General features: G+C 40.2%; 23 protein-coding genes and 2 tRNA genes. 11 read left to right on the top strand and 14 right to left on the bottom strand.

The genetic code is table 11. From position 1 onward, the window contains the following. The first annotated feature begins 206 nt into the window (after positions 1-206). Positions 207-1,919 (top strand): ATP-binding protein, encoded by a 1,713-nt coding sequence (locus BEGALDRAFT_RS17310; RefSeq protein WP_002692283.1) that lies wholly within the window; start codon positions 207-209, stop codon positions 1,917-1,919. Positions 1,920-1,984: 65 nt separating this feature from the next. Here BEGALDRAFT_RS17310 and fur read toward each other — a convergent pair whose 3' ends face one another. After that, on the bottom strand, positions 1,985-2,428 hold the full coding sequence (fur, locus tag BEGALDRAFT_RS17315) for a ferric iron uptake transcriptional regulator (protein ID WP_002692286.1): 444 nt from the start codon (positions 2,426-2,428) through the stop codon (positions 1,985-1,987). A gap of 90 nt (positions 2,429-2,518) precedes the next feature. Between fur and BEGALDRAFT_RS17320 the strand changes: the two genes are divergently transcribed. Next, entirely contained in the window at positions 2,519-2,893 is a 375-nt protein-coding gene (locus tag BEGALDRAFT_RS17320; RefSeq protein ID WP_002692288.1) for an outer membrane protein assembly factor BamE, read from the top strand. Positions 2,894-3,084: 191 nt separating this feature from the next. Beyond that, complete coding sequence (locus BEGALDRAFT_RS17325) at positions 3,085-3,675, top strand: hypothetical protein (protein ID WP_002692290.1); 591 nt, start codon at positions 3,085-3,087, stop codon at positions 3,673-3,675. A 120-nt stretch (positions 3,676-3,795) separates the two neighbouring features. Here BEGALDRAFT_RS17325 and BEGALDRAFT_RS17330 read toward each other — a convergent pair whose 3' ends face one another. The 3 genes from BEGALDRAFT_RS17330 to BEGALDRAFT_RS18600 all read right to left on the bottom strand — a co-directional run bounded on the left by BEGALDRAFT_RS17330 (position 3,796) and on the right by BEGALDRAFT_RS18600 (position 5,111). Then, a complete protein-coding gene (locus tag BEGALDRAFT_RS17330; RefSeq protein ID WP_002692293.1) occupies positions 3,796-4,032 on the bottom strand; it encodes a tetratricopeptide repeat protein in 237 nt (78 codons plus the stop codon). Between the two features lie 85 nt (positions 4,033-4,117). Next, a complete protein-coding gene (locus tag BEGALDRAFT_RS17335; protein WP_002692295.1) occupies positions 4,118-4,453 on the bottom strand; it encodes a DUF2325 domain-containing protein in 336 nt (111 codons plus the stop codon). 154 nt (positions 4,454-4,607) lie between these two features. Next, entirely contained in the window at positions 4,608-5,111 is a 504-nt protein-coding gene (locus BEGALDRAFT_RS18600; protein ID WP_002692297.1) for a thioesterase family protein, read from the bottom strand. Positions 5,112-5,310: 199 nt separating this feature from the next. Here BEGALDRAFT_RS18600 and hemL point away from each other — a divergent pair, with 199 nt between their 5' ends. Continuing rightward, entirely contained in the window at positions 5,311-6,594 is a 1,284-nt protein-coding gene (hemL, locus tag BEGALDRAFT_RS17345; RefSeq protein WP_002692299.1) for a glutamate-1-semialdehyde 2,1-aminomutase, read from the top strand. Between the two features lie 280 nt (positions 6,595-6,874). Here hemL and BEGALDRAFT_RS17350 read toward each other — a convergent pair whose 3' ends face one another. From BEGALDRAFT_RS17350 to BEGALDRAFT_RS17360, 3 genes are all read right to left on the bottom strand, one after another. Then, the gene (locus tag BEGALDRAFT_RS17350) at positions 6,875-8,026 is read right to left on the bottom strand and encodes a slipin family protein (protein ID WP_002692301.1); all 1,152 of its coding nucleotides are present in this window, start codon (positions 8,024-8,026) and stop codon (positions 6,875-6,877) included. A 285-nt stretch (positions 8,027-8,311) separates the two neighbouring features. Further along, positions 8,312-8,379, bottom strand: a tRNA-Gly gene (locus BEGALDRAFT_RS17355). Between the two features lie 7 nt (positions 8,380-8,386). Continuing rightward, positions 8,387-8,462: transfer RNA gene (locus tag BEGALDRAFT_RS17360), tRNA-Gln, on the bottom strand. Positions 8,463-8,728: 266 nt separating this feature from the next. Here BEGALDRAFT_RS17360 and BEGALDRAFT_RS17365 point away from each other — a divergent pair. Both BEGALDRAFT_RS17365 and BEGALDRAFT_RS17370 read left to right on the top strand, forming a co-directional pair. After that, the gene (locus BEGALDRAFT_RS17365) at positions 8,729-9,841 is read left to right on the top strand and encodes a GNAT family N-acetyltransferase/peptidase C39 family protein (RefSeq protein WP_002692303.1); all 1,113 of its coding nucleotides are present in this window, start codon (positions 8,729-8,731) and stop codon (positions 9,839-9,841) included. Positions 9,842-10,085: 244 nt separating this feature from the next. Beyond that, positions 10,086-11,555, top strand: coding sequence for a RimK family protein (locus BEGALDRAFT_RS17370; RefSeq protein ID WP_002692305.1), 1,470 nt, complete (start codon positions 10,086-10,088; stop codon positions 11,553-11,555). 576 nt (positions 11,556-12,131) lie between these two features. Here the strand turns inward: BEGALDRAFT_RS17370 and BEGALDRAFT_RS17375 are convergent. The 4 genes from BEGALDRAFT_RS17375 to BEGALDRAFT_RS17390 all read right to left on the bottom strand — a co-directional run bounded on the left by BEGALDRAFT_RS17375 (position 12,132) and on the right by BEGALDRAFT_RS17390 (position 16,250). After that, a complete protein-coding gene (locus tag BEGALDRAFT_RS17375) occupies positions 12,132-13,070 on the bottom strand; it encodes a carbohydrate kinase family protein (protein WP_002692307.1) in 939 nt (312 codons plus the stop codon). Positions 13,071-13,186: 116 nt separating this feature from the next. After that, positions 13,187-14,125, bottom strand: a complete 939-nt coding sequence (locus BEGALDRAFT_RS17380) for a carbohydrate kinase family protein (protein WP_002692309.1) — start codon at positions 14,123-14,125, stop codon at positions 13,187-13,189. A 101-nt stretch (positions 14,126-14,226) separates the two neighbouring features. Beyond that, the gene (gene prmB, locus BEGALDRAFT_RS17385) at positions 14,227-15,138 is read right to left on the bottom strand and encodes a 50S ribosomal protein L3 N(5)-glutamine methyltransferase (protein ID WP_002692311.1); all 912 of its coding nucleotides are present in this window, start codon (positions 15,136-15,138) and stop codon (positions 14,227-14,229) included. A 29-nt stretch (positions 15,139-15,167) separates the two neighbouring features. Continuing rightward, positions 15,168-16,250 carry a hybrid sensor histidine kinase/response regulator gene (locus BEGALDRAFT_RS17390; protein ID WP_002692313.1) on the bottom strand — a complete coding sequence of 361 codons (1,083 nt, stop codon included), beginning with the start codon at positions 16,248-16,250 and terminating at the stop codon, positions 15,168-15,170. 259 nt (positions 16,251-16,509) lie between these two features. Here BEGALDRAFT_RS17390 and sthA point away from each other — a divergent pair, with 259 nt between their 5' ends. From sthA to BEGALDRAFT_RS17405, 3 genes are all read left to right on the top strand, one after another. Continuing rightward, the gene (gene sthA / locus BEGALDRAFT_RS17395) at positions 16,510-17,904 is read left to right on the top strand and encodes a Si-specific NAD(P)(+) transhydrogenase (protein ID WP_002692315.1); all 1,395 of its coding nucleotides are present in this window, start codon (positions 16,510-16,512) and stop codon (positions 17,902-17,904) included. A 216-nt stretch (positions 17,905-18,120) separates the two neighbouring features. Then, on the top strand, positions 18,121-18,450 hold the full coding sequence (locus BEGALDRAFT_RS17400) for a transposase (RefSeq protein WP_040294833.1): 330 nt from the start codon (positions 18,121-18,123) through the stop codon (positions 18,448-18,450). A gap of 20 nt (positions 18,451-18,470) precedes the next feature. Next, the gene (locus BEGALDRAFT_RS17405) at positions 18,471-18,992 is read left to right on the top strand and encodes a transposase (protein ID WP_198284588.1); all 522 of its coding nucleotides are present in this window, start codon (positions 18,471-18,473) and stop codon (positions 18,990-18,992) included. 27 nt (positions 18,993-19,019) lie between these two features. On the opposite strand, the gene BEGALDRAFT_RS17410 is transcribed toward BEGALDRAFT_RS17405, so the two are convergent. Both BEGALDRAFT_RS17410 and BEGALDRAFT_RS17415 read right to left on the bottom strand, forming a co-directional pair. Further along, a complete protein-coding gene (locus BEGALDRAFT_RS17410) occupies positions 19,020-19,979 on the bottom strand; it encodes an Rpn family recombination-promoting nuclease/putative transposase (RefSeq protein WP_002692318.1) in 960 nt (319 codons plus the stop codon). A gap of 324 nt (positions 19,980-20,303) precedes the next feature. Beyond that, on the bottom strand, positions 20,304-21,866 hold the full coding sequence (locus BEGALDRAFT_RS17415; protein WP_040295025.1) for an acyl CoA:acetate/3-ketoacid CoA transferase: 1,563 nt from the start codon (positions 21,864-21,866) through the stop codon (positions 20,304-20,306). A 232-nt stretch (positions 21,867-22,098) separates the two neighbouring features. Here BEGALDRAFT_RS17415 and BEGALDRAFT_RS17420 point away from each other — a divergent pair, with 232 nt between their 5' ends. After that, a complete protein-coding gene (locus tag BEGALDRAFT_RS17420) occupies positions 22,099-23,085 on the top strand; it encodes an XdhC family protein (protein ID WP_002692321.1) in 987 nt (328 codons plus the stop codon). Positions 23,086-23,198: 113 nt separating this feature from the next. After that, complete coding sequence (gene hslU, locus BEGALDRAFT_RS17425) at positions 23,199-24,521, top strand: ATP-dependent protease ATPase subunit HslU (RefSeq protein ID WP_002692330.1); 1,323 nt, start codon at positions 23,199-23,201, stop codon at positions 24,519-24,521. 132 nt (positions 24,522-24,653) lie between these two features. Here the strand turns inward: hslU and BEGALDRAFT_RS17430 are convergent, their stop codons facing one another. Further along, entirely contained in the window at positions 24,654-25,004 is a 351-nt protein-coding gene (locus BEGALDRAFT_RS17430) for a cold-shock protein (RefSeq protein ID WP_002692332.1), read from the bottom strand. Positions 25,005-25,365 lie beyond the last annotated feature (361 nt).

Genomic DNA, 25,365 nt, shown 5'->3' on the forward strand with positions numbered 1-25,365 from the left:
GTACACGCTTAAATAATAGCTATTTGAAATAACTCGCAAATATAGAGGTGTTTGATGATGTCGTGTTGAATGTTATTGATAAATATCTTACTTTAAGATGTATTTCTAATAAAATACGCCAGCTTGATAGATAGGTGTGTTTTTTAGAGATTTATCATACATCTTTGTAAAAAGATTAACGCTTTTAAAGAGATAATTGCTAACCAATGGAACATTACAACAATTTTATGATTCCACCAAAACATGAACACCGTTTACTGGGTTTAATGCTTATTACGTTACATATTGCATTATGGTGGGATTTTTCGGGAATTTTTTCACGTTTAATTTTATTAGCGCATTTTAGCGCATTTGCTATCTGGCAACCTTTTTGGGGGCGGGGCGAGCCTGCACATGTTAAAAATTTATTATTGCTCGGTTTAGGGGCTTTAGTTTTTATTGTTTTCTCCAATACTTTATTAATTACTATCTGGCAAATCATGCTGTTAGGGCTAATGGGCGGACGCGATTTAGTCAAACCGCGTGACCGTTTTGTCAATATGGCAACGATTATTTTTTTAACGCTAAATTTATTTATTTTCAACATTCCACAGTTATTACTACCTGATGACACCATGCATGTTGTTGATTGGCTACTGGTTGATTCACAATCTTTATTACGCTACGGATTATTGTGTATTCCTTTAAGTTTCTTATTTATTAGCACGGATGACAGTTTTGAACATCGCTATCATTTGGATTTTTTTCACGGGCTAACGCTTTCTTTACTGATGATTATCATTGGGTTAGGTAGCCTAGTGATTATGTATCACAATCATATTAGTTACCCCGTTGCCGTGTTTCAAATGTCACTGGCAATTGCTATTTTTGTATTTGTTGTCAGCTGGTTATGGGCGACAATCTCGGGAGAAGATGGAGCAGACCAATTATGGACACGACATTTATTAAATATCGGTAGTTCTTTTGAAAAATGGTTAGATGGTTTAGCTCAACCGGGTAATTATCGGAATTTAAGCCCACAAGCGTTTTTATACTCAGGCTTTGAACAACTCTCGACCTTGCCTTGGGTTTCAGGAATCGTCTGGCATTCCCTCTATGGTGAGGGCGTTATTGGTAAGATTGATACGAAATTTTTTGTTGAAATTGAATTTCAAAGTATTGAGGTAAAAGTCTATAGTTATTACCGCATTAGTAGCAGTAATTACTTTCACGTCAAAATTTTAATTCAGTTATTGGAACATTTTCATCAGGCGAAACGGCGCGAAGATGCTTTCGCACAACAAGCCCATTTGCAAGCAATTCATGAAACAGGTGCAAAACTAACCCATGACATTAAAAATTTATTGCAGTCCTTACATGCGATTAGCTCGGCGATTGAAACCTGTCAGCCTGCACAATTTGGCGATACTCAGCGGTTATTGCAAGGACAAATGCCCCGTTTAACCCAGCGTTTAAAAAGGACTTTGGATAAATTGCAAAAACCCGCAGAATTCGCCTCGATTACTGTACCTGTTTTGTATTGGTGGGATAATTTACAAGCGCGATATCGAAAGAGAAATATTGTTTTTCATAATGCGGTGGACGTAGAAAATATCCTCATTCCTGAAGATGCATTTGATAATGTGGTTGAAAACTTATTAGAAAATGCCTTATTAAAACGTACTCAAGAACCTGATTTAAATATTGATGTCACGTTAAAAATTAATCGTGATGGTTTGCAATTAACTGTCTGCGATGATGGGTCAGCAATTCCTGAAGGAATTTATAATACACTATTAAATCAGCCAGTTGCTTCCTCAAAACAAGGGTTCGGGATAGGCTTATATCATGCTGCGCAACAAGTTGCACAAACAGGCTATCAATTACGCATTGCCAATAATGATGAAGGGGAAGTCTGTTTCGAGTTAATCACAGCGTAACTGAATGAAGGGCAATGAGTTGATGGGTCGTTAGCTAATGTGTGGGGCGAATATCGCCCCTGTCATTAACTATTAAAGGCGTAGGCTTTATAATTTTCGCAATTTTCGTAATCTTGACAATAACCATAAATATACAAGCAATGGTCTTTAATGGCGAAGCCTTTTTGAGCGGCGACCGCTTGCTGACGCTCTTCAATGACTTTATCAGTAAATTCCTCAATATGTCCGCAACGTGTGCAAACAATGTGATCATGATGACTACCATGATTTAATTCAAACACAGAAAGTCCGCCCTCAAAATGATGGCGAATCACCAAACCTGCTGTTTCAAATTGGGTTAATACACGATACACCGTTGCAAGTCCAACATCTTCACCTGTTTCTAGTAACGATTTATACACATCCTCTGCACTCATGTGTCGCTGGTCGCTACTTTCTAACAATTGTAAGACGCGGACTCGTGGTAAAGTCGCTTTTAATCCCGCTTTTTTCAAATCTTGACTTTCCATTGCGAAACTCCGCTTTAATGATGTGTTTTTATCAGTAGTGCGCTATGATCCAACCCATTATTAACACTATGATAGAGGCATTCGTTGATAATGCAAAAGTTTTTCATTCTTATCAGTAGCATATTATTATTAGCTAGTTGTGCTGTTTATAAAATTGATGTTCAACAAGGGGTTGTTGTCACGCAAGAGACCGTCAGCCAATTACAAATTGGAATGCCTGCACAAAAAGTCCGTTATATTCTAGGACCACCTTTAATTGTCGATACTTTTCATAAAAATCGTTGGGACTATTTTTATAGTTATAAAGCAGGACATGCCGATCGTGAGCAAAGACATATTGTGCTGTTTTTCGATGAATATGAAAACCTCGCAGAAATTAAGGGCGATATTCAAGCAGGTACAGTTACGACCCCTACAGGTTCTACCACGCCCAGCACAGATACATCAGAACGACCTCTTTTATAGCGGTTAATGACTTAATTTATGATGACATTTTAATAAATTAAGATATTCTCTTATCTATTAATACCGATTAATATTAGCGTTTGCTTAATTATGTTAAGATGTTTGTCGTCTTCTCTTTAAAGCTAATTAGCTAACGAATTAGCTCATTATACAACATTCATCATTATCCATTCTGATGCGAGGCTATCCCCATGAAAGTGTCATTGTTGACTGCTGTTATTTCGATTCTGTTACAGACAACCGTAGCTGTTGCGGAAACACCTGCAACGACTGCACCTACTCCCGTATCTCCTGCTGCGCCAACTGCTCCCATGATGCCCACCATCGGTGATAATCCAATGATGATGCCACAAGGCTACATGGAAATGATGGAAAAACGCCAAGCCAGTTGGAAAGCCGTGCAGGCAGAAATGGACAAGATTCGGCAAATTAAAGACCCGATGGAACGCCAAAAACAAATTGAGGCACAAATCGATAAAGTTCAGCAACAAATGCAAGAAAACCACATGATGATGCGGGCATTACGTCAAGAACAAACCATGATGATGGCAGATGATGCACCCAGCTACACCCCCCCTGCGTATATGCAACCCAATATGCCGCCCATGATGCAACAAAATTACCCAGCTTATCAGCCTCAACCTTATTCCGCTTATCAACAACCTCAAGCGATGAATATGCCGATGATGGGCATGGGAAACCGTCAACAAATGCAACAACATCAGCAAATGATGGAAGAACGTTTAAGTCGGATTGAGAAATTACTCTCTGAGAAAAAATAAGACATAAAAAAACCGCTCCCCCTCAATAAAGGGTGGGAGCGGTAAAAAACTACATTAATATGTAAATAGTCTATTTCGGTATGTTTGCGACAATACTCATCTCAAGATTTTAATTCACGGTTACTGTAAGGCTCGTTTTTGTGTTCGCTGGATTTGGCGGAGTAACACTAAACTATAATGCGCTTTTGGATGTCCTTGTCGCGCCGCTTTACTTAACCAAAATAAAGCCCTATCAAAATTCTGTGGGGTTGTTTCCCCTTCAGAATACATCAATCCTAATTGATACTGTGCCTCTGCATTCCCTTGTTCGGCTTGCCAACTTGTTTGTGAAAAATCGTTTTTTTCCACGTTGATCATGACACTATGCACCCTGTCAAAAAATACGCATTTATCTTTTAAGCTAAATGATAATTATTATTATTCAAATATAAAAAAAATACAATTATTGTTGTTTACCGCAAGGACAGTGCATAGAACCACATGCTGCTTTAGGGACATAACCACATTTATCTAAACAACGGGCTAAGTCACAAACACTCCGTTTACATGCAATAAAAGGAATTTGTTGGTCTTTGGCTTGTTGGCGAAAATTGCGCATTACATTGTGTCCAACAAAGTCCGTGAATAAAATCATCAAATCCGCTTTTGCCCAGCATGTATTAGAGCACTTTTGTGCTTTCGGACATCGTCCTGTGATATGACGATAATCCGATAAGCCCCTTTCTTTCAACACATTTTCAATATTACCTAAGCGGTCAGCACCGACGAGAATAACCATAATGTCACCTTAAGTCGCTGTTATGAAGTTGACTAAATGATAATAATTCTCATTATCATTGTAAAGATAATATAATAAAATTCTCGTATTTTTTGCTAGACCGATAATTTATGCTGTTATAGCGGGATTGCATAACTTATTAATTAATAGCTAATTAAGTTGTTTTAAGCCATTGCTGAATCGTTGTAGGAAATATTGGGCTTGCTGGGTCATAGCCTAATAACTCCAATAAATAACCTGGTGCAATGCTGTCACGCCGTCCGCGAATAATTACTTTTACTCGTCCAAGCGCGACCGTTTTTCTATTCTGCCGAAAACATTGTTCTAAATATAAACACTGATTATCCCAACATAATAAACGGGTTGATAACTCATAACGTTGTAAAAATTTGAGCGGGTGAAAATACTGCAAATTCACCGCAACAATTTTAAATTGCCAACGTTGACGACGAATAAGTGTGTGCAACCCCATCCGCGAAGCTAAATCGGTATAACCCAATTCCATCACGTTCATATAGCGACTATTGAGCATGTGGCTTCGCCAACTTATATCTGTTGGCAACACATGGAACTGCAACACAGATTCATCTAATGGTGTGAGAGACTCCCCACGCCAAGTTTTCAATAAAACCAATAAGCGACGGAAATACAAGTTCATAAACGCTACACCCGCCCAGCAAAAGATAAAACTTACCCCTAAAAGTACACTCATTTATGTACTTTTTCAGTCTATACCAGTCTGATAGTGGATTAAAATAGGGAAACTCGTGTTAATCGGTGTTAAATGACGATTTTCCTATAAATGTTTATCATAGCTAATTCACAATTTTGTTATCTGTTTGTTAAAAGGATGATTCATGAGTACATCACAACAACTTTTTACTGACGCGCAACACGTTATTCCCGGTGGCGTTAATTCTCCTGTTCGGGCTTTCCGTGGCGTTGGTGGGATACCTATTTTTATCGAGCGTGCCTCTGGTGCATATCTTTATGATACTGAAGGGAAGAAATATATAGATTATGTTGGTTCGTGGGGGCCGATGGTTGCAGGACATGCGCATCCTGCGGTGATTAAAGCCGTTAAAGAAACAGCTGAAAAAGGCTTAAGTTTTGGTGCGCCGACACCGTTAGAAACGGTTATGGCAAAACGGATTTGTGAACTAATCCCCTCCATTGAAATGGTGCGTATGGTTAGTTCTGGCACAGAAGCGACGATGAGTGCGATTCGGCTTGCACGCGGTTATACAGGGCGCGATAAAATCGTTAAATTCAGTGGTTGTTATCACGGACATGCGGATTCTTTACTGGTTAAAGCAGGTTCAGGTGTATTGACTTTAGGGCTTCCTAATAGTGCTGGTGTGCCTGCCGATTTAGCAAAACATACTATCACCGCAGACTATAACGACCTCGCCCAATTGACAGAAATTTTTAAACAATGGGGTAAGGAAATTGCTTGCATCATTGTTGAACCCATTGCAGGTAATATGAATTTTATTGCACCTGTTGCAGGCTTTTTACAAGGGTTGCGTCAACTTTGTGATGAATACGGTAGCGTGTTGATTTTTGATGAAGTAATGACGGGATTTCGCGTTGCATTAGGTGGTGCGCAGGCTTATTACGGCATCAAGCCCGATTTAACCACTTTGGGTAAAGTTATTGGTGGCGGAATGCCAGTTGGTGCATTTGGGGGGAAACGTGAAATTATGCAATGTATCGCGCCATTAGGCTCGGTTTATCAAGCGGGTACTTTATCGGGTAATCCTGTGGCGATGGCGGCAGGGCTTGCAACACTCGATATTATTTCTGCACCTGATTTTTATACACAACTGACGGCAAAAACTGAAAAGTTAATGATGGGTTTAAAAGAACGTGCGGTTAAGGCAAAAATCCCTTTATTGACTAATCATGCGGGTGGGATGTTTGGCATTTTCTTTACAGAAGCAATGCAAATTGAATCTTTTGCAGAGGTGAGTCGTTGCGATGTAGAACGCTTTAAACAGTTCTTTCATGGTATGTTACAAGCGGGTGTTTACCTTGCGCCTTCCGCATTTGAAGCGGGTTTTGTTTCTTCAGCGCATACGGACGCAGATATTGCAGAAACTGTGGAGATTGCAGAAAAGGTATTTGCAACATTATCATAATCTGAGTTTGGCGAGATTTATAAAATAAAACAGAGACCTGCTAGGTTTTCAAAACCTAGCAGGTCTTTTTTTGTCTGAATCAGAATTCACAGAATTTTCAGAATTAGCAGAATTAAAAAGCATGATTCACCTTAATGTTTTGGTTTAAGGGGTTTAAATTCTGTTAATTCTGAAAATTCTGTGAATTCTGATTCAGACAAGCTGTTGTCTTTTCAAAAGAAACTCGCCGAACTCAGGTTAACATAAATTAAGACGGACATTGTCCGTCTTATTGACATACTTATAGCACGCCACGAATTTTCACTAATTCCTTCAGCAAGCCTTCTAATCCGCCGTAAACAGAAATATTGCCGACTTTTTCGGTAACTTTTTCCAGCGTTTCCAGTTCTTTTAAACGTAACGCGGTGGGATTATCTTCCATCACTTTTGCCGTATTCAGCAGGGAGCGCGTCGCGGCGGTTTCTTCACGGCGACGGATTAAATTTGCTTGGGCAACTTTTTCCGCTTCGACCACTTTGCTTAAAATGGTTTTCATATCGCCGGGGAGAATAATATCTTTTACCCCAACACTGTGTACGACAATGCCTAAATCTGTTGTTTTCGTTTGAATATGTGCGAAAACTTGTTCATCAATCACGGTTTTATTTTCTAGCAATTCATCCAACGTCCGTGTACCAACCACTGCCCGCAAGCCGAATTGTAGTTCTTTGTAGATAAACTCAATCGGTTTAGATAGAGCAAGGCTGAGTTTTAAAAAGTCGGTAATTTGATAGCTAGCCGATAAGTTTATCCGCAATGTCACCTTGTCTTTTGTCAGGATTTCTTGTCCTGCTATTTCAGTTTCTTGTAAACGGGTATCGATGACATCGACAGCAATTCGGCGGTTAAATGTCCAATAGGCATATAAACCCGCATTGAGCAATTTTAAGCGTTGTCCGTCCACGGTTAAAACACCGACGTGGTATTCAGGCACAATGGGGCTATAGATTGCGGTGCTAACGCGGGAAGATAAAGGCGCGTTTTTAGCGTAAACCAGCATTGCCGCTTTTTCTTTGGGGATTTCATAATTTTCGCTGATGTCGATAATTTCAGCTTCTACAGTGACAAAACCTTTCCAATATAGTTGTCTTGCTGTCGGGTAAAGAATATCGGTAATAACGCCATTTTTGCGAATCAGGGCAACTTGATGATTGTTAAGTTCTACCTTGACGCAATATTTTTGCATTTCCTCTGCATATTTGGTCAGGAAAAAGTCAATCATTGCGTGGTCAAATTCTGGTTTGGCAAGGTTGCAGACTTCAACAGTTACTTTTTTAAATGGGTCAAGGTATTTATAAGTGCCTGCTTCTAAAAAGCCTTGAAAGTCACCGTCTTTAAACAGTAAACCCCGTTCATTTTTACGCACGACAAACTTACGCCATAACGTCATCATGACTATTCCTCTATTTGATTCTCAATGGCAGGATTTGCAATAAATAATGTGACTGCTCCACCCCACATGTGGGCGTTGGTGTAGGGATGCGATTATCTAACGACCGTTTTATTGCCCGTCTGCTAAGGTGTCAACACCGCCACAGCGTTACATAAGACGGAGGAAAAATAACGGCATGTCCTCTCTTGCCCAACGCGCAAAACCTGCGCAGGCTGTTAAACAATCTGTTGCTAACCGAGCCAGCAGACTGTTTAACGGGAACAGCCACGGGTACGACGCGATAGTTTAGGGTAGGATTCGAACCTACTACAGGTTGATTGGAAGTCAACTGCTCTACCAGAATGAGCTACCTAGAAAAGGTGGAGTCCAATGCAGGAGTTGAACCTGCTACCTTAATTACCCAGTAATTACGCTCTAACCTGTGAGCTAATTGGACGGGATAGACAAACTTGTCATTGGTACACACCGCTTCAATTTGCAGAGGCAGTGCGCCAGATGGGCACACAGAACCCAGTCCGCTGAATGATAGACTTGCAATATCCGCTTTATAGTGTGCATGAAAATTAAATTGAATGCTATGAGGGAATTAACTCATCAAGAAAATAGGTTAAGTGAATATCAGTTAAATTAATTTGCTATAGTGCAGTAGAGAAGAAAAATAACATTATTATAAATGATTTATTATTAAGAGGTTACGCTATCATGATTCGTCCTGCTCATTTAGACGATATTGAAGCTTTGTTAGTGATTGAGAATCTTTGTTTTAATACTAATCGGTTATCACGTCGTAATTTTCGGTATTTACTCAGTAAGGCGCACGCCCATACGATTGTTGATGAAGAGGCGGGCGCGATTCGGGGTTATACCATGCTGCTATTAAGTCATGGTACGTCTATGGCGCGTTTATATTCCTTAGCGGTACATCCTGATTATCGTCAGCAGGGTGTTGCTCAGGTGTTATTAACGGCTGCTGAGGACATTGCTTTGTCACATGAGTGTGTATCATTACGTTTAGAAACACGTGGCGATAATATGGCGATGCAGCATTTAGTCAAGAAAAATGAGTATAAGTATTTTGAAGAAGTTTCTGATTATTATGAAGACCATATGCTAGCTTTACGGTTTGAAAAGTTTTTAGCTCCGCATTTGGCGCGGGAAATGGTCAGCGTCCCCTTTTATCAACAGACGCTTGAGTTTACCTGTGGACCTTCCGCGCTCATGATGGCAATGAGCGCGTTAGATAAGAATTTAGAGTTAAATCGGCGTTTAGAATTGCGTATTTGGCGCGAGGCAACCACGATTTTTATGACTTCTGGGCATGGTGGCTGTGGTCCTTATGGACTAGCATTATCAGCCTATCATCGCGGTTATGAGGTTGAAATTTATGTCAGTGATAAAACAGCAACTGAAACAATGTTTATCGATTCAGTACGTAATCCTGAGAAAAAAGCCGTATTACGCTTGGTTGAAGAAGATTTTTTAGAAGAAATTCGCCGTTCATCGATTAACTTAGTTTATAGCAATATTAATGTTGCTGGGATTAAAGCAAAGTTTGATGCGGGTGCAATTCCTTTAGTATTAATTAGTTCTTATCGTATTTATCGAGAGAAATTTCCGCATTGGGTTGTTATCACAGGGTTTGATGATACTTATATTTATGTGCATGACCCTTTAGTGGATAGTGGCGCAGATGAAAGTGAAATGGACTCGATTAATATGCCAATTTTACGCAAAGATTTTGACCGTATGGCACGTTATGGAAAATCGGCACAAAAAGCGGTTTTATTTTTAAAAAAACGTGCAAATCCTGTTTAAATAATTAGGTCGTACTAAACAAGTCAGGTTTTAAATGCACAAATCCTGATGCAGACAATCATGTTTTAAATTCAGTCCACCCTGATTTAGATAGTTTTTTTCAACAGTCGCCTATGAAAAACAGGGTTTAACAAGAACTAACAAAAGTTTAATCTGTGAACAAATGTTTTTTCATAGCGACTTCACATACATCTTCTTATTATTTTATTCTCCATATTAGACCGTCTTGAGGTAAACAATTAATATGCCCCCCCACCTTGTGGTTGTTGAAAATACAGCCGACTGGCAAGCGTCTTTTCCAAGTATGCAAGTAGTGACTGTAAAAGACTATATTTCACAACCTTACTACTTTTCTTTAAAAAACGTCCGCGTTATCAATCTCTGCCGTAGTTACCGTTATTTAAGTCGCGGTTATTACTGCTCATTGCTTGCTGAAGCACGCCGTCATAAAGTCATCCCAAGCGTGCGCACCCTACGCGATTTAAGCAGTAAAGCTATTTACAGCTTAGATACAGACAGCCTTGATGATTTACTACATAAAATTTTAGGAAAACATGAAGGTAATAACCCAACAGTTTTAGAGACTTATATCTTATTCGGTTTTTGTGATAAGCCTGAACTGAAAAAAATTGCACGCCAAATCTTTGCAACGTTCAGTTGTCCTTTGATGAAAGTAGAATTCAACTACTCAGGTTCGTGGCATATTTCATCGATTAAACCGCTTCATCTCAACGCCCTGTCAGAAGAACAATATCCATTATTTATTGAAGCCTTACAAACTTACACCCGCAATCTTTCTACCCCCGAAAAAAACAAACAAGTCACCCGCTATGATTTAGCTATTCTTTACGACCCCAACGAAAAGCTTCCCCCTTCCGATGCCGAAACCCTAGAGAAATTCATCACGATAGGCAGCGAACTAGGCATTGACGTTGATTTGATTAAAAAGAAAGATTATGCCCGCCTAGCAGAATATGACGCGCTTTTTATCCGTGAAACGACCAATATTGATCATCATACCTATCGATTTGCTAAAAAAGCAGAAAGTGAAGGCATGGTCGTGATTGATGACCCTGATTCTATTTTGCGCTGTACGAATAAGGTCTATTTGGCTGAACTATTAAAAGCCAATAACATTCCAACGCCAAAAACCTTTATTTTACATCGGGATAATTTGCACTTATTAGAACGTGAAATTGCTTATCCCATTGTTTTAAAAATTCCTGATGGCTCATTTTCTCGCGGTGTTTTTAAAGCGGAAACGCCTGAAGCCCTATTAGAAATGACCAATCGATTATTTAAAGAATCCGATATCTTATTAGCACAAGAATATCTATATACCGCTTTTGATTGGCGAATAGGAATATTAAACCGCAAAGCGATTTTTGCTTGTCAATATTTTATGTCAGAAGCGCACTGGCAAATCGTGAAACACAGTTCTAACGGTGAATTTGATTATGGAACATTCCGCACATTTGAGGTTGAAGATACCCCCAAAAAGGTAATTAAAACCGCTGTTAAAGCCGCTAGCCAAATCGGTGATGGATTCTATGGAGTGGATTTAAAACAGACTGATAAAGGCGTTGTTGTTATTGAAATTAATGACAATCCCAACTTGGATGAAGGCGTAGAAAATGCTGTGATTAAAGATAAAATTTATCATATCATTTTAAAAGAATTTATTCGGCGTATCCGCAAAAAACAACAACGTTAATCTTCTACTTACCCGCTTTTATAAGACATTCTATTGATAAAGATAGAACTGGCACACTATTTTTAATACAGTTGCTGTCAGTTTTATAGCAAACGTATTATAAAACGACATGAAGGACTGGCAGTCCTGTGAGGACTGCCAGTCCTAGATTTAAATTAACCTGAGTTCGGCGAGTTTCTTTTAAAAAGACAACAGCTTGTCTGAATCAGAATTCACAGAATTTTCAGAATTAGCAGAATTAAAAAGCGTCATTCACCTGACTTTTTGGTTTGAGGGTTTTAAATCCTATTAACCCTGCTAATCCTGATTCAGACAAGGTTTTAATCTTGTCTGGTGAATCCCGATGAAAAAAAGAGAATAATCTCTGCCAGTCCTTCAAACCTTTTCGCGTGTTCCGACAGACCTGCTAGGTTTTTAAAAACTTAGCAGGTCTTTTTTTGTCTGAATCAGAATTTTCAGAATTAGCAGAATTAAAAAGCGTCATTCACCTGACTTTTTGGTTTTAGGGTTTTAAATCCTATTAACCCTGCTAATCCTGATTCAGACGGGCTTTAAAAGAAACTCGCAGAACTTAGGTTAAATAATCAATGCATAACCAAAGCTCTTTTTAAAGCGGGTTTTAAAAATTTCATTGGTAAAGGTATGATTTTGTGCGCCATGATGTTCAACTTTAATCGCCCATAAAAGCGTCGCAATTCTGCCTGTTGTTTCCCAATCAGCTTCTTTTGATAACCCGTATAAAACCCCAGCACAAAAAGCATCACGACAGGCATTAATATCATTCATGGCACGGACAGGCGGATGCGGAATTTGATAACGCGCCCCTTCTGCAAAAACCGTCGCGCCATTCGCACCTTGCATAATGATTAACGCATCTACCCGCTGCGCAATTTGTTGAGGATTAAGCCCTGTTTGTTGCTCCATGTACTTGCATTCTTTTTCATCAACCAATATCCAAGCCGCTTGTTCGATAAATTTAAGTAAATCATCGCCATCAAATTCAAAAATATAATGAGCAGGATCGAAAATAAAGGGCGTATTAGCTTCTGTATATTGCAGGGCATGAATGCGCATTGCATCAATGTTGTCTAGGGAAATCGTACCCAGTTTGACATCTTTGGCTTTAGAAATACGGTTAGTATTAGAAAACGTCATTGCTCCTGGATGAAAGGCAGTAATGCGGTTGTCATCCATATCAAGGCTGATAAAGCGTTGTGCCGTATAACTATGGTCAACCGCAGTAATACAATCACGGGGAATATTTAAGTGCTCTAACCGCTCGGCATAAGGGGCAAAATCAGTCCCTACCGTTGCCATGGGCAAAGGGCTTCCCCCTAGTAACTTCAGGTTATAGGCAATATTACCCGCACAGCCACTGAATTCGCGACGTAAATCAGGCAGGGTAAAGTGTGCGTCCAGCGTCTGCATGTTATCCAGCAAGATGTGATGTTTAAACTTTTCGTTAAATACCATCACGGTGTCATACGCAAAAAAACCGCAAATTAGCGCGTTCATGCAAACTCTTCCTAAATTTAAGCAGTAAAATCAGGTTATTTTTAAAATATTGTTTATTAAAGAAGGCGCGATAAAGGTCTTTACGCGCCCCTTTTCTACAAGAAATAACCCATTATTTAAAGGGTTAAATTATAACCAAAACTATCCGCAAAGCGTTGTTGAAACTCAACTTTAGTAAAGCGGTGGTTTTGAGTGCCACTGTGTTCGATTTTAATCGTCCCAATTAAAGACGCAATTCGCCCTGTGGTTTCCCAATCCATGCCATGCATTAAGCCGTAGAGTAAACCGCCACGGAAAGCATCGCCGCAACCTGTTGGGTCAACTAATTGTTTCGCTTTTGCGCAGGGAATTTCGTAAGTTTTTTCTTGGGTGTAAATAATAGAACCTTCACCGCCTTTAGTCACAATCAGCCCTTTAGTCCGTTCAGCAACTTGTTCAGGGGTGTAGCCAGTGCGGTCGCGCATTAATTCCCATTCATAGTCATTGACCGTCACCCATGTGGCTTGGTCGATGAATTTTTTCAGGTCATCGCCGTTAAACATGGGCATTCCTTGACCAGGATCGAAAATAAAAGGGATGTTTGCCGCTGCGAATTGTTGCGCATGTTCAATCATGCCATCGCGTCCATCTGGGGAAATAATGCCGATGGTGATACCTTTTGCATCACTGACCTTGTTTTGATGAGAAAAGCTCATTGCGCCTGGATGGAAGGCAGTGATTTGATTATCATCCATATCAGTGGTGATAAAGGCTTGACCTGTATAGCTATTCTCAATTGTTTTGATATGGGTGCGGGGAATTTGACAATTATCCATCCATTGGCTGTATGGGGTGAAGTCAGTACCAACGGTTGCCATTGGTAAGGGATTGCCCCCTAACAGTTTTAAATTGTAGGCAATATTGCCTGCACAACCTCCAAATTCACGGCGCATATCAGGCACGAGGAAAGAGACATTTAAAATATGCACTTTTTCGGGCAGGATGTGATTTTTAAATTGGTCTTTAAAAACCATAATGGTATCAAAAGCAAATGAACCACAAATTAATGCTGACATGCGTTATTTTTCCTTGTGAGTAATGCAAAATGGGCAAAGTTTGCACGAGTTCAATGATTTCGTCTAGCAAGTCCCATTTTATCGCTTAGAAATGAGCGGGGTTAAGCAAAATAAGGGGCGTATTCTTGTAATTGTTCAGCGGTGAGCAGGAAAACGCCATCCTCGCTCGCTTCAAAAGTGAGCCACATAAAGGGAATATCAGGATAGGCTTCCATCAGGGCGTATTGACTGACACCGACTTCAACAATCAGTACACCATGCGGGTTTAGGTAATGAATTGCTTCTTTTAAAATTTTTCGGGCGAATAATAAGCCATCACGTCCTGCTTCTAAGCCTAAGCGGGGTTCGTGATGATATTCAGCGGGCATATTTGCAAGTTCTTCCGCATCCACATAGGGCGGATTAGAAACGATTAAATCGTAACGCATCCCTTTTAAATTACTGAATAAATCCGATTGCACAGCATAAACACGGTCTTGTAAGTCGTAGCCGTCAATATTGGCTTGCGCAATGGCTAAGGCTTCGGGGGAAATATCCACCGCATCGACTTCTGCATCAGGGAAAGCAATCAGGGCGGTAGCAATGGCAATACAGCCACTACCTGTGCATAAATCTAAGACTCGATGCACATTCTCAGGCTTAATCCATGGCTCATAATGGCGGTTAATTAATTCGGCAATTGGCGAGCGGGGGATTAAAACATGCGGGTCAACTTTAAATTGCAACCCTGCAAACCATGCCATGCCTGTTAAATAAGCGGTAGGAATACGCTCGTCAATACGCTTTTCAATCACCGCAAATAACGCCGATTTTTCAGCGTAAGTTAAGCGAGTATCCCAAATAAACGCGGGAACATTATTCGGTAAATGTAACGTGTGCATGATGAGCCAAATGGCTTCGTCGATAGCGTTATCAGTACCATGCCCAAAATATAATTGAGCTTCATTAAAACGGCTTGCACTCCAGCGGATAAAATCGGCGGGGGTGTGCAGTTCATCAATGGGATAGTCCATAGATTTATCAATAGAGTCAGTAGGGAAGTTTAAATTTCAACGGTAAAAATAGAACCATGTGGTTGGTTTGGATTCACAAAAATTTTACCCTGATGTGCCGTAATCACCATTTTACAAAATGCCAAGCCTAAGCCAATTTGTGAAATGCCTTTTTTCTTTAAGTCCACCACCTCGAATTTTTCGAAAACCCGTTCACGGTATTCTTCAGGAATGCCCGAACCCTCATCAATGACTTCCATCCGTAGATGACTCCATTGATGTGTGTCTAAAAAATGAGATAAACGTAGGGTAACTTTAGAATGTGCGGGAGAATATTGGATTGCGTTCGCCATTAAATTATCTATCACACGACGGAACAAATGGCTATCTAACATACTGTAAATTGGGTTTTCAGGGAGTTCTAACTGTAACGCGATGTTACGAGATTCAGCAATGATACTAAAATGTTGCTGTGTTTCTAAGGCTAATTCATTGACATTTGTACGGCTAGGATGGATTAATAATTTATTTTCTTCCATTTTTGCCATCATTAACATGTCGTTAACGAAAGAATCAAGCCTGTCCGCTGCGATTAAAATCCGCTCGACATGGGTTTGTGTCGGCTCGTCGCTGGCATTTTCACCGATTAAGGTTGCGTGCAACAAAATAGAGGTAATGGAGCTAGACATATCATGAATGACCATGTTCGATAACTCTTGGCGGAGTTTTAACATTGTCGCTAATTCATCATATTGCCGTTTAATCCGTAGCATAGAGCGCACACGCGCCCGTAACTCCATCCGATTAACAGGCTTAGATAAAAAATCATCCGCACCAGCGTCTAAACCTTGCGCTAAGACCTCGCTACGTTCTAACGATGAAATTAAAATAATCGGAATATGCTGTAATTCAGCGTTTTCTCTTATTTTTTGACAAATCGCAAAGCCATCAATATCAGGCAAAATTAAATCTAATAAAATTAAATCCGCGCTATGTTCAGATAACCACGCTAATAAAGCGGTTCCAGTCTCTAGTTGCTGAATCTCATATTTTTCATCCTGCAATATGCTTTCTAATTGCTCGCGGATACTGGAATCATCATCAACAATTAAAATTTTGCTAGGCTGAAGCATCGGGAATCTATCCTTTTATAAGGTAGTCTATGCAAGAAAAAGTTCGCTAAGGACAATTGAATTGAACAAATATTTTTTGTAACGCAAGTGATAAAATAAACAACTTCAAGAATAAAAAATCCACACACTACAAAATAAGCCCACACAGACAGACTTATCGCAAGAAAAACAACTTGTCACAGTTTTATGTACTTGTATCTATACAAATGGGCGTTAATTATACTGTAATTTTAATCTAATAGCTCTGATAAGGATGGTTATGGTTTTAAAACATTATGATGTCATCGTCATTGGGAGCGGGCCTGGCGGAGAAGGAGCGGCAATTAAAGCCGCAAAAGCAGGTAAATCCGTTGCTTTGATTGAAAAACACAAAATCGGCGGCAACTGTACCCATTGGGGCACAATTCCCAGTAAATCCCTCCGCCACGCCATGCAACGCTTGGTTGAATTTAAATCAAATCCTTTATTTGAACACGTTTCTCACCGCTTAAATATTCAATATCCTGATTTACTCCACAGTGCTGCCAGCGTTATCGACCGTCAAGTGCGGATGCGTCAAGGCTTTTATGACCGCAACCACGTCGATATTATTTACGGTCATGCCCGTTTTATCGACCAAAACATTATAGAAGTCATAGAAGAAGATGGCAGTGTTGGAAAACAATATCGCGGGGATAGCTTTGTCATTGCCACAGGCTCACGCCCCTATCGCCCCCGCGATGTTGATTTTTCACACCCGCGCGTTTGCGACAGCGATACGATACTACAATTAAAGCAAACACCCAATTCTATTACTATTTATGGTGCTGGGGTTATCGGTTGCGAATATGCATCCATCTTTCGCGGACTCGGTGTTAAAGTAAACCTAATTAACACCCGTGAAAAATTACTTGCCTTTTTAGATGACGAAATCATCGACGCATTGGCTTATCATTTGCGCGAACGCGGTATTATCATTCGTCATAATGAAGAATATTCTTCTGTTGAAGCCACTGATGAATCCGTCACCTTACATCTTAAATCAGGCAAAGCCATTCGCAGTGATTTATTACTCTGGGCAAACGGACGCACAGGGAATTCCCAAAATATGGGATTAGAAGAAATAGGCATTGCACCTAACCGCCGTGGGCAATTAGACGTTAATGAAAAATATCAAACCGCACTCCCACATATTTACGCGGTTGGTGATATTGTTGGCTATCCTAGCCTTGCCAGTGCTGCCTACGACCAAGGACGTTTTGCAGGCACAGAATTAGTTGATGGATTCTGTGAATATCACCTTGTCGCCAATATCCCCACAGGGATTTATACCGCGCCAGAAATCAGCTCCGTTGGTAAAACAGAAAAAGAATTAACCGAAGAGAAAGTACCTTATGAAGTCGGTCATTCCTTTTTCCGCAGTCTTGCCCGTGCGCAAATCACAGGGCAAACCGTCGGCATGTTAAAAATTCTGTTCCACCGCGATACCCTCGCCATTCTTGGCATCCATTGTTTTGGTGCAGAAGCATCAGAAATTATTCACATTGGTCAAGCAGTGATGGCACAAAAAGGCGAAGCTAATTCAGTACTTTACTTTGCTAATACCACATTTAACTATCCGACAATGGCAGAAGCCTATCGTGTCGCGGCACTGAACGGGTTAAATCGTTTATGATGGGATAGTGATAAATTAAGTAGGGATATATGCGATTTCTCGCTAACCTGCGTTCTATAATATTTTTAATATAAAACATAGACCTGCTAGACTTTAAAAAGCTGGCAGGTTTTTTGTCTGAATCAGAATGTATCATAAAAAGATTTAAATTTAGGACTAGGAGTTCACCGCATCGTTTTATAGAACCTATTTGAAGTCTAAGATAAAATGTAAAAGATGAAAAAACAAAACAAAAAGAGTCCTTACACAAGTAGCCTAACAGATGCAGAATGGGCAGTGGTTGAACCCCTCTTAAATGCGTTATTGCCCAAAAAAAAGCTTACCTGTCCGCATAAATGGGGCTATCGCCTGCTATTTGATGCAATGCTTTATCAGCTCAAAAATGGCTGCCATTGGGGCGACCTTCCTAAAGACTTCCCTCCCTATTCAACGGTTTATTGGCATTATAAACAATGGCGGGCTTCGGGAGTTATCGATAAATTGATGATAGGCTTACATGAAAATGCCCGCACGCAATCAAAAAAAACGCTCAATATACAAGCCTAATCATAGTAGATTCCCAAGCGGTGAAAAATACTTGTCTGGCGAGTCGTCAAAGTAAAGGCTTCTGCTTTTACAAAGCTACCAATGGAATTAAAAGACACTTAGCCGTTGATAGTTTAGGCTTGCCCTTGTTTACACGCTGTACAAAAGCCAATATCAATGATGACTTAGGATTGATTGAGCTGTTCAAGGAGAATATCGATTACTTCAGGAACAAACCTTTAGAGATGCCTAAAACGACAATTCTCTTGGATAATGGCTATCATCCTGTGCGTATTCAGGAAGCGTTAGAAAAAATTTATCCTGATATTCTGAGTAAAATCCAGTTTGAGTTATCTCCCAAGCCCAATAAGCAAGAAAAGTTAGCACAAGGTAAGACAGGCTTTGTACCTGTTAAAGCAAGATGGGTAGTAGAACGTTCTAATGCTTGGGTTGAGCGATGTAAGTCCTTAGTTAAGAACTTTGAACGGACTCTTGAGAATGCTAACGCTAAACTGAAACTGTGTTTTATCAGACTCATGATTAAACGAATCGCTTCTTTTTAAACATTTCAAATCGGTTCTATAGTGCGTTTACTCTAATCGCTCAATTTCTTCGTGTGTTAATCCCGTTGCAACCATAATAAGCTCAAGAGGCACATTGTTTTTCTTCAATGCGATTGCGACTTTTATTCTTTCTTGTGCGACTTTCATTCTTTCTTGTTCAATCCCTTGTTCGATGCCTTGCTTAACCCCTTGCTCAATCCCTTTTTTAACACCTTGCTCAATCCCAATCTCAATGCCCTTCTCCAGACCTATCTCAATTCCTTCCTGTTTAGCCGTATCAAGCACATTGATGAAATCGCGGTAGTATTTCAAACTCAATTCATACGCATGGCGGTCTTCATAACTCATGTTGGCTAATTTGGCTAACGCAAAGGCTTCTTCAATAATATCTCCTTGAAATTCTCTCGGCATATCGTCAAACGTTACTAATTCACGCAGGAAATATAACCACCATTCTAAATGGTTCGCTAATTCGGATTCTTGCTTTTTGAATTTCGCCATTTCTATGTAAATGAAGTTCAATTTCTTAAACATCACTTCTTTGCTGTAAATATCGGTAATTTGTCCGAAATGTAAGTAACGCTCATCGGGAAAGCTGGCTAAGGAGAAGTCTAAAATCCCAATGAAATAAATCGGGGTTAATTCAAAGTCCCATTTGCCTTTTTTGGCTTGGTCTTGAATTAAGAAACTGGCGTAGTAAGTGGCGCGGTCTTGAAAGTGTTCTTGTTTTGCACGTTGTAATTCAACAATGAATTCCTGATTTTTTTCATCCCGACAATAAATATCAAAGATGGCACGTCGGTCTTCTTCTAACATGCCGAGCTTTTCGATATTTTTAAACTCTAAGCTGACAATTTTGTGTTTTATCGGTAATAAATCATTAAGAAAGCTGATGAGTAGGGGTTTACTTTCTTCACTACCGAAGATTTTTTTAAAGCCAAAATCGGTGAAGGGGTTGATGAATGTGCCTAGGGATTTGTCGGTCATGTTGATGCGTCCTCATGCTTGGGAAGATATAGTAAACGTATCATAAAATTATTTAAATTTAAGACTGGCAGTCTTCCGCATCGTTTTATAGTGCGTTTGCTATCGCAGGATTAAAAAGCGTGATTCTAAGGGGTTTAAATTCTGTTAATCCTGAAAATCCTGATTCAGACAATGTTTTAATCTTGTCTGTTGAATCCTGATGAAAAACCAGCTTGAAGGACTGGCAGACATTTTCGCGCGTTCTGACAGACCTGCTAGGTTTTCAAAACCTAGCAGGTCTCTATTTTATTTTATAAATCTCGCAGAATTCAGATTAAAAAACCCCTAATTCAACAACCGTTGTTTTAACCCCATTGGTATTGCTTTAAAAAGGCACTCATCCATACGGCGTAAATTGGGAGAAATTAACGGGACAAAATCCATATTGGCAAGAATATCTTTACTAAGGTCGATATCGGGCGCGATTTCTATTAATAACATCCCTTCTGTCGTTAGCTGAAAAACAGCACGTTCGGTGATATATAACACTTTCTGCCCTTTACGCAGGGCATATTGTCCGTTAAATGTCAGATGATGCACATGCTCGACAAATTTTCGCTGTGTCCCTTCGCAAAAAATTTGGATGTGTCCATTTTCAATAAAAAATTCTTGGTCGCCTGAGGTAAATGTTCCCATAAAAAAGACTTGTTTCGCGTTTTGACTGATATTAATAAAACCACCCGCGCCTGTCATGCGTGAGGCAAATCGGCTAACGTTGACGTTGCCAAATTTATCCGCTTGTGCCATGCCTAAAAAAGCTTGGTCTAAGCCCCCACCGTCATAAAAATCAAATTGTGCAGGTTGGTCGATAATCGCATCTGCATCTGCAACCGCGCCAAAACTCAAGCCCGCCGCTGGAATGCCCCCAATGCCTCCAGGTTCTATGGTCATGGTGAAAGAGTGCAAAATCGCTTCTTCATAAGCAACCGATGCAATCCCTTCAGGTGTTCCAATGCCTAAATTAACGATAGCATTTTCTTGTAACTCAAACGCCGCACGACGTGCCATCACTTTACGTGCATCTAAGTGTAAAATGGGCAACCCATCCGCAATAGTACGAGTTTCTCCCGTATAGTTTGGGTTGTAATACTCGCCAAACGTTTGCGGATGGTTTTCTGCTTGAGCAACGACCACACAATCAACCAAAATACTTGGAATTTTAATCAGTTGTGGGCTTAACATATGACGTGCAGTGAGCCGTTTAACTTGGACAATAACGACACCACCTGAGTTTTTAACCGCCTGCGCAATCGCTAAACTTTCCAAGACAAGGGCTTCATGCTCCATAGAAATATTGCCTTGTTCATCCGCTGTCGTACCCCGTAAAAAGGCGACATGTATCGGAAAGGCTTTATAAAAAAGATATTCTTTCCCTGCTAAATTAACGACTTCGATAATATCTTCTGTGGTTTTACTGTTAATTTTCCCGCCCTCAACACGTGGGTCGACAAACGTATGTAGTCCAACATGGGTAATCGTGCCTGGTTTATGGGCAGCAATATCTCGATATAAGTGAGTAATGACACCTTGTGGCAGGTTATACGCTTCAATTCGATTTTGACGAGCTAATGTACCCAACGCAGGCACTAAGCCCCAATGTCCGCCAATAACCCGTTTAATCAATCCTTCATGTCCTAAATGATTTAAACCACGACTTTGTCCGTCGCCTTGCCCTGCGGCATAGACAAGGGTTAGCTGTTTCGGTTCAGCTGTTTCTAAAAAACGTTTTTCCAACGCAATTGCAAGCTCTTCGGCAAATCCAGTACCGACAAAACCGCTTGTTGCCAATGTGTCTCCATCCTTGATGAGTTTTACCGCCTCGAGTGCGGTCATGATTTTATTACGCATTTTTTTATCTTTATCATGCTGTTTTAATAAAAGTTGACAGACACAGAACGATGATTGACTGCGCTTATTGGTCAAACATATTTTTGCGCATCAACAGATAAACAACAGTCAACACAAAGCATTGTGCTGTCGCTTAGCGGAATACTGTTTTTTATTCAGCATCTGCCATTTTTTTCTGTACACCTACCCCTATTTTAATCCTTAAATGATTTTTTTCTTTAGGAATGTGACTATGCAAACCACAGAATTATCCGTTTTATCACAAGTGCATCATTGGTTATCCACACAGCAACCCGTGTATTTAATAACAGTTTTAAAAACATGGGGTTCTGCACCTCGTCCTGTAGGGTCGTTACTGGCGATTAATGCACAGGGGGAATTAATCGGCTCAGTTTCGGGCGGATGCGTAGAAGGTGATATTTTAGAACGGGTTTTACAGGGAGAATTTAAACAAGTCAGCCGTTTACGCTATGGCGTGACGAAAGAACAAAGCGAACGATTTGGCTTACCCTGTGGGGGCATTTTAGAACTATTATTAGAGCCGTTACAGCATGTTGAACAAGTTGCGCCCGCCGTGCAGGCTTTAAAAAATCGACAGTTAATTCAACGCAATGTTGATTTACGCACAGGGCAAATAACGTGGAAAATCCCGCAAAAAGACAGTGCTTTAAGTTATGATGAAACGCATTTTAGCCAAGTTTACGGCGCGACTTGGCAATTATTAATTATTGGCGCGGCGCAGGCTTCGCATTATTTAGCCTCATTCGCGCTACCGTTGGGCTATCACGTTATTATCTGTGACCCACGGGTTGAGTATGCAAGCAGTTGGCAAGTAGAAGGAACAGAATTCACCCAGCAAATGCCTGATGATGCAGTACTGCACTATATTAAAGATGCTCGTAGTGCAGTGGTAGCGTTGACACATGACCCTAAATTAGACGATATGGCACTGTTAGAAGCGTTAAACTCACCCGCTTTTTATGTCGGTGCGTTAGGGTCTAAGCAAAGCACAGAAGCCCGACGCAGTCGTTTACAAGAATTAGGGATTACTCCCCAAGCCCTTGAGAAATTGCACGCGCCTGTTGGTTTACCGATTGGCAGTCGCACCCCGCCTGAAATTGCCATTGCGATTTTGGCAGAGATGATGGCAATACGGGCGAATTTATTGAACCAAGCGCAAGGCAAAATTCAATTGTTGCGTCAATGTGTGGCAGCTTAAAGATTTATCAGGATTTAAGCGGAGATTTTCCCACTTTTTCTGAAATTGCTATAAAATCCGCTGTAGTGCTTAAAACGATAGGCTAAGTAAATTAGGGATAACTAAATAATATTATGAGTGAATTAACGCCAAGACAGATTGTGAGCGAGTTGGACAAACATATCATTGGGCAGGATGCCGCAAAGCGAGCTGTTGCGATTGCTTTGCGTAACCGTTGGCGGCGGATGCAGGTCAGTGAACATTTACGGGCAGAAATCACCCCTAAAAATATTTTGATGATAGGGCCAACAGGGGTTGGAAAAACAGAAATTGCTCGACGTTTAGCGAAGTTAGCAAAAGCTCCTTTTATTAAGATAGAAGCAACTAAGTTTACCGAAGTCGGCTATGTTGGGCGTGATGTTGAATCGATGATTCGTGATTTAGTCGATATTTCGATAAAAATGGCGCGTGAAGAAGCTGTGCAGAAAATTCGCCCGCAAGCAATGGACGCTGCTGAAGAGCGTATTTTAGATGTGTTATTACCGCCTGCACGTCACACACAGGAAGACAACACCGAGGAGTCTTCAACACGGCAAAAGTTTCGCAAAATGTTGCGTGAGGGTAAGTTAAACGATAAAGATGTTGAAATTGAGGTGAGCGAATCCCGTATCGGTGTAGAAATTATGGCACCACCAGGTATGGAAGAGATGAGCAATCAATTGCAAAGTATGTTTCAAAATTTGTCAGGTGGTCGCACTCGTAGCCGTAAATTGCGCGTTAAAGATGCACTGAAACTGTTGCAAGAAGAAGAAGCCAATAAGTTAATTAATGAGGATGATTTAAAATTACAAGCCATTGAGCGTGTAGAACAAAGTGGCATTGTTTTTTTAGACGAAATTGACAAAATCACGCGCCGTGGAGAAGTCAGCGGGGCAGATGTTTCACGCGAAGGCGTGCAACGGGATTTATTGCCCTTAGTAGAAGGTTGCACCGTTTCCACCAAATACGGCATGGTGAAAACAGACCATATTTTATTTATCGCTTCAGGTGCGTTTCATCTCTCTAAACCTTCTGATTTAATTCCAGAATTACAAGGGCGTTTACCTATTCGCGTTGAGTTAAATGCGTTAAGCGTCAGCGATTTTACCCGTATTTTAACCGAGCCAAATGCGTCCTTAACGGAGCAATATATTGAGTTGTTAAAAACAGAAGGGGTAACGCTGAATTTTACGGATGATGCTATTCAGCGTATTGCTGAAATGGCGTGGCAAGTGAATGAACGCACGGAAAATATTGGTGCACGTCGCTTGCATACTGTCATGGAATGTTTATTAGAAGATTTATCGTTTGAAGCAGCGGATGCGAATCAGGCGCGAGTCGTTATTGATGCGCAATATGTGGATAAACAATTGGGTGAACTCGTAAAAAATGAAGATTTAAGTCAGTATATTCTTTAATGCGTTGAGAGATATTTAATGCGGTCAAGATGGTCAGTCTTGACTCGCTAATCGTTATAACAACATTACCCCCTGCACTCAAAGGGGGTAATAACCAATTAACTTAGTATTAAAAAGTTATTAAACCCAACTTTATTGTGCTAAAGGAGTTACGCTCACTAAATGCTGTTCATTATTCACAATTGTTGTCGTGTAAGCGACACGTTGTCCTTGTGATAAAGAACGACGACCATTTGGTTCTGAGGGAATAATATTGCTAAAGTGTACGAAAATTTCTTCTCCCCCTGCATCAGGAATGATAAAACCAAAACCGCTTTGTTTATCAAACCATTTTACTGTCCCTATCTGCTGAATTTCTGAGTTTGCCGCATTATTCAGGTTGACTGACTTTGTTGTAGTGGCTGAAACGGCTTCCTCTGCATATCCTACCTGCATTAATAATAATCCGAATAACATCAATATATAAAAACGGGTTCTTTGCATTTTACCTTCTCCTAGCGTCAGAAGAAATCTTGTTTATGCAAGCAGAAAACGATGAGTAATGATCACAGTTTACTTTAAGCCTGCTTTTAAAATTTTTTAAATTAAAACAAGATAATAAATTGTTACGATTTTCTTACAAAAGACTTATCGTCTGAATTATGGATAGATATCGCAAATATTGCGCCATTAAAATAATATTTTGTTTTTATTTGAAATAATCCTAAAGCGAGGTAAGGCTAAATACCATAACAAAACGATAAAAGTGTCAAATTTTTGACGTTTTTATCAGTATTTCGTCAATCAAAAAGGAGGGGGTTAATCATTGGCGGTAACACGGTGCAGCTTTGGCAAATAAAGTGAC

Origin of the sequence: Beggiatoa alba B18LD, assembly GCF_000245015.1 — a bacterium.
GTDB lineage: Bacteria > Pseudomonadota > Gammaproteobacteria > Beggiatoales > Beggiatoaceae > Beggiatoa > Beggiatoa alba.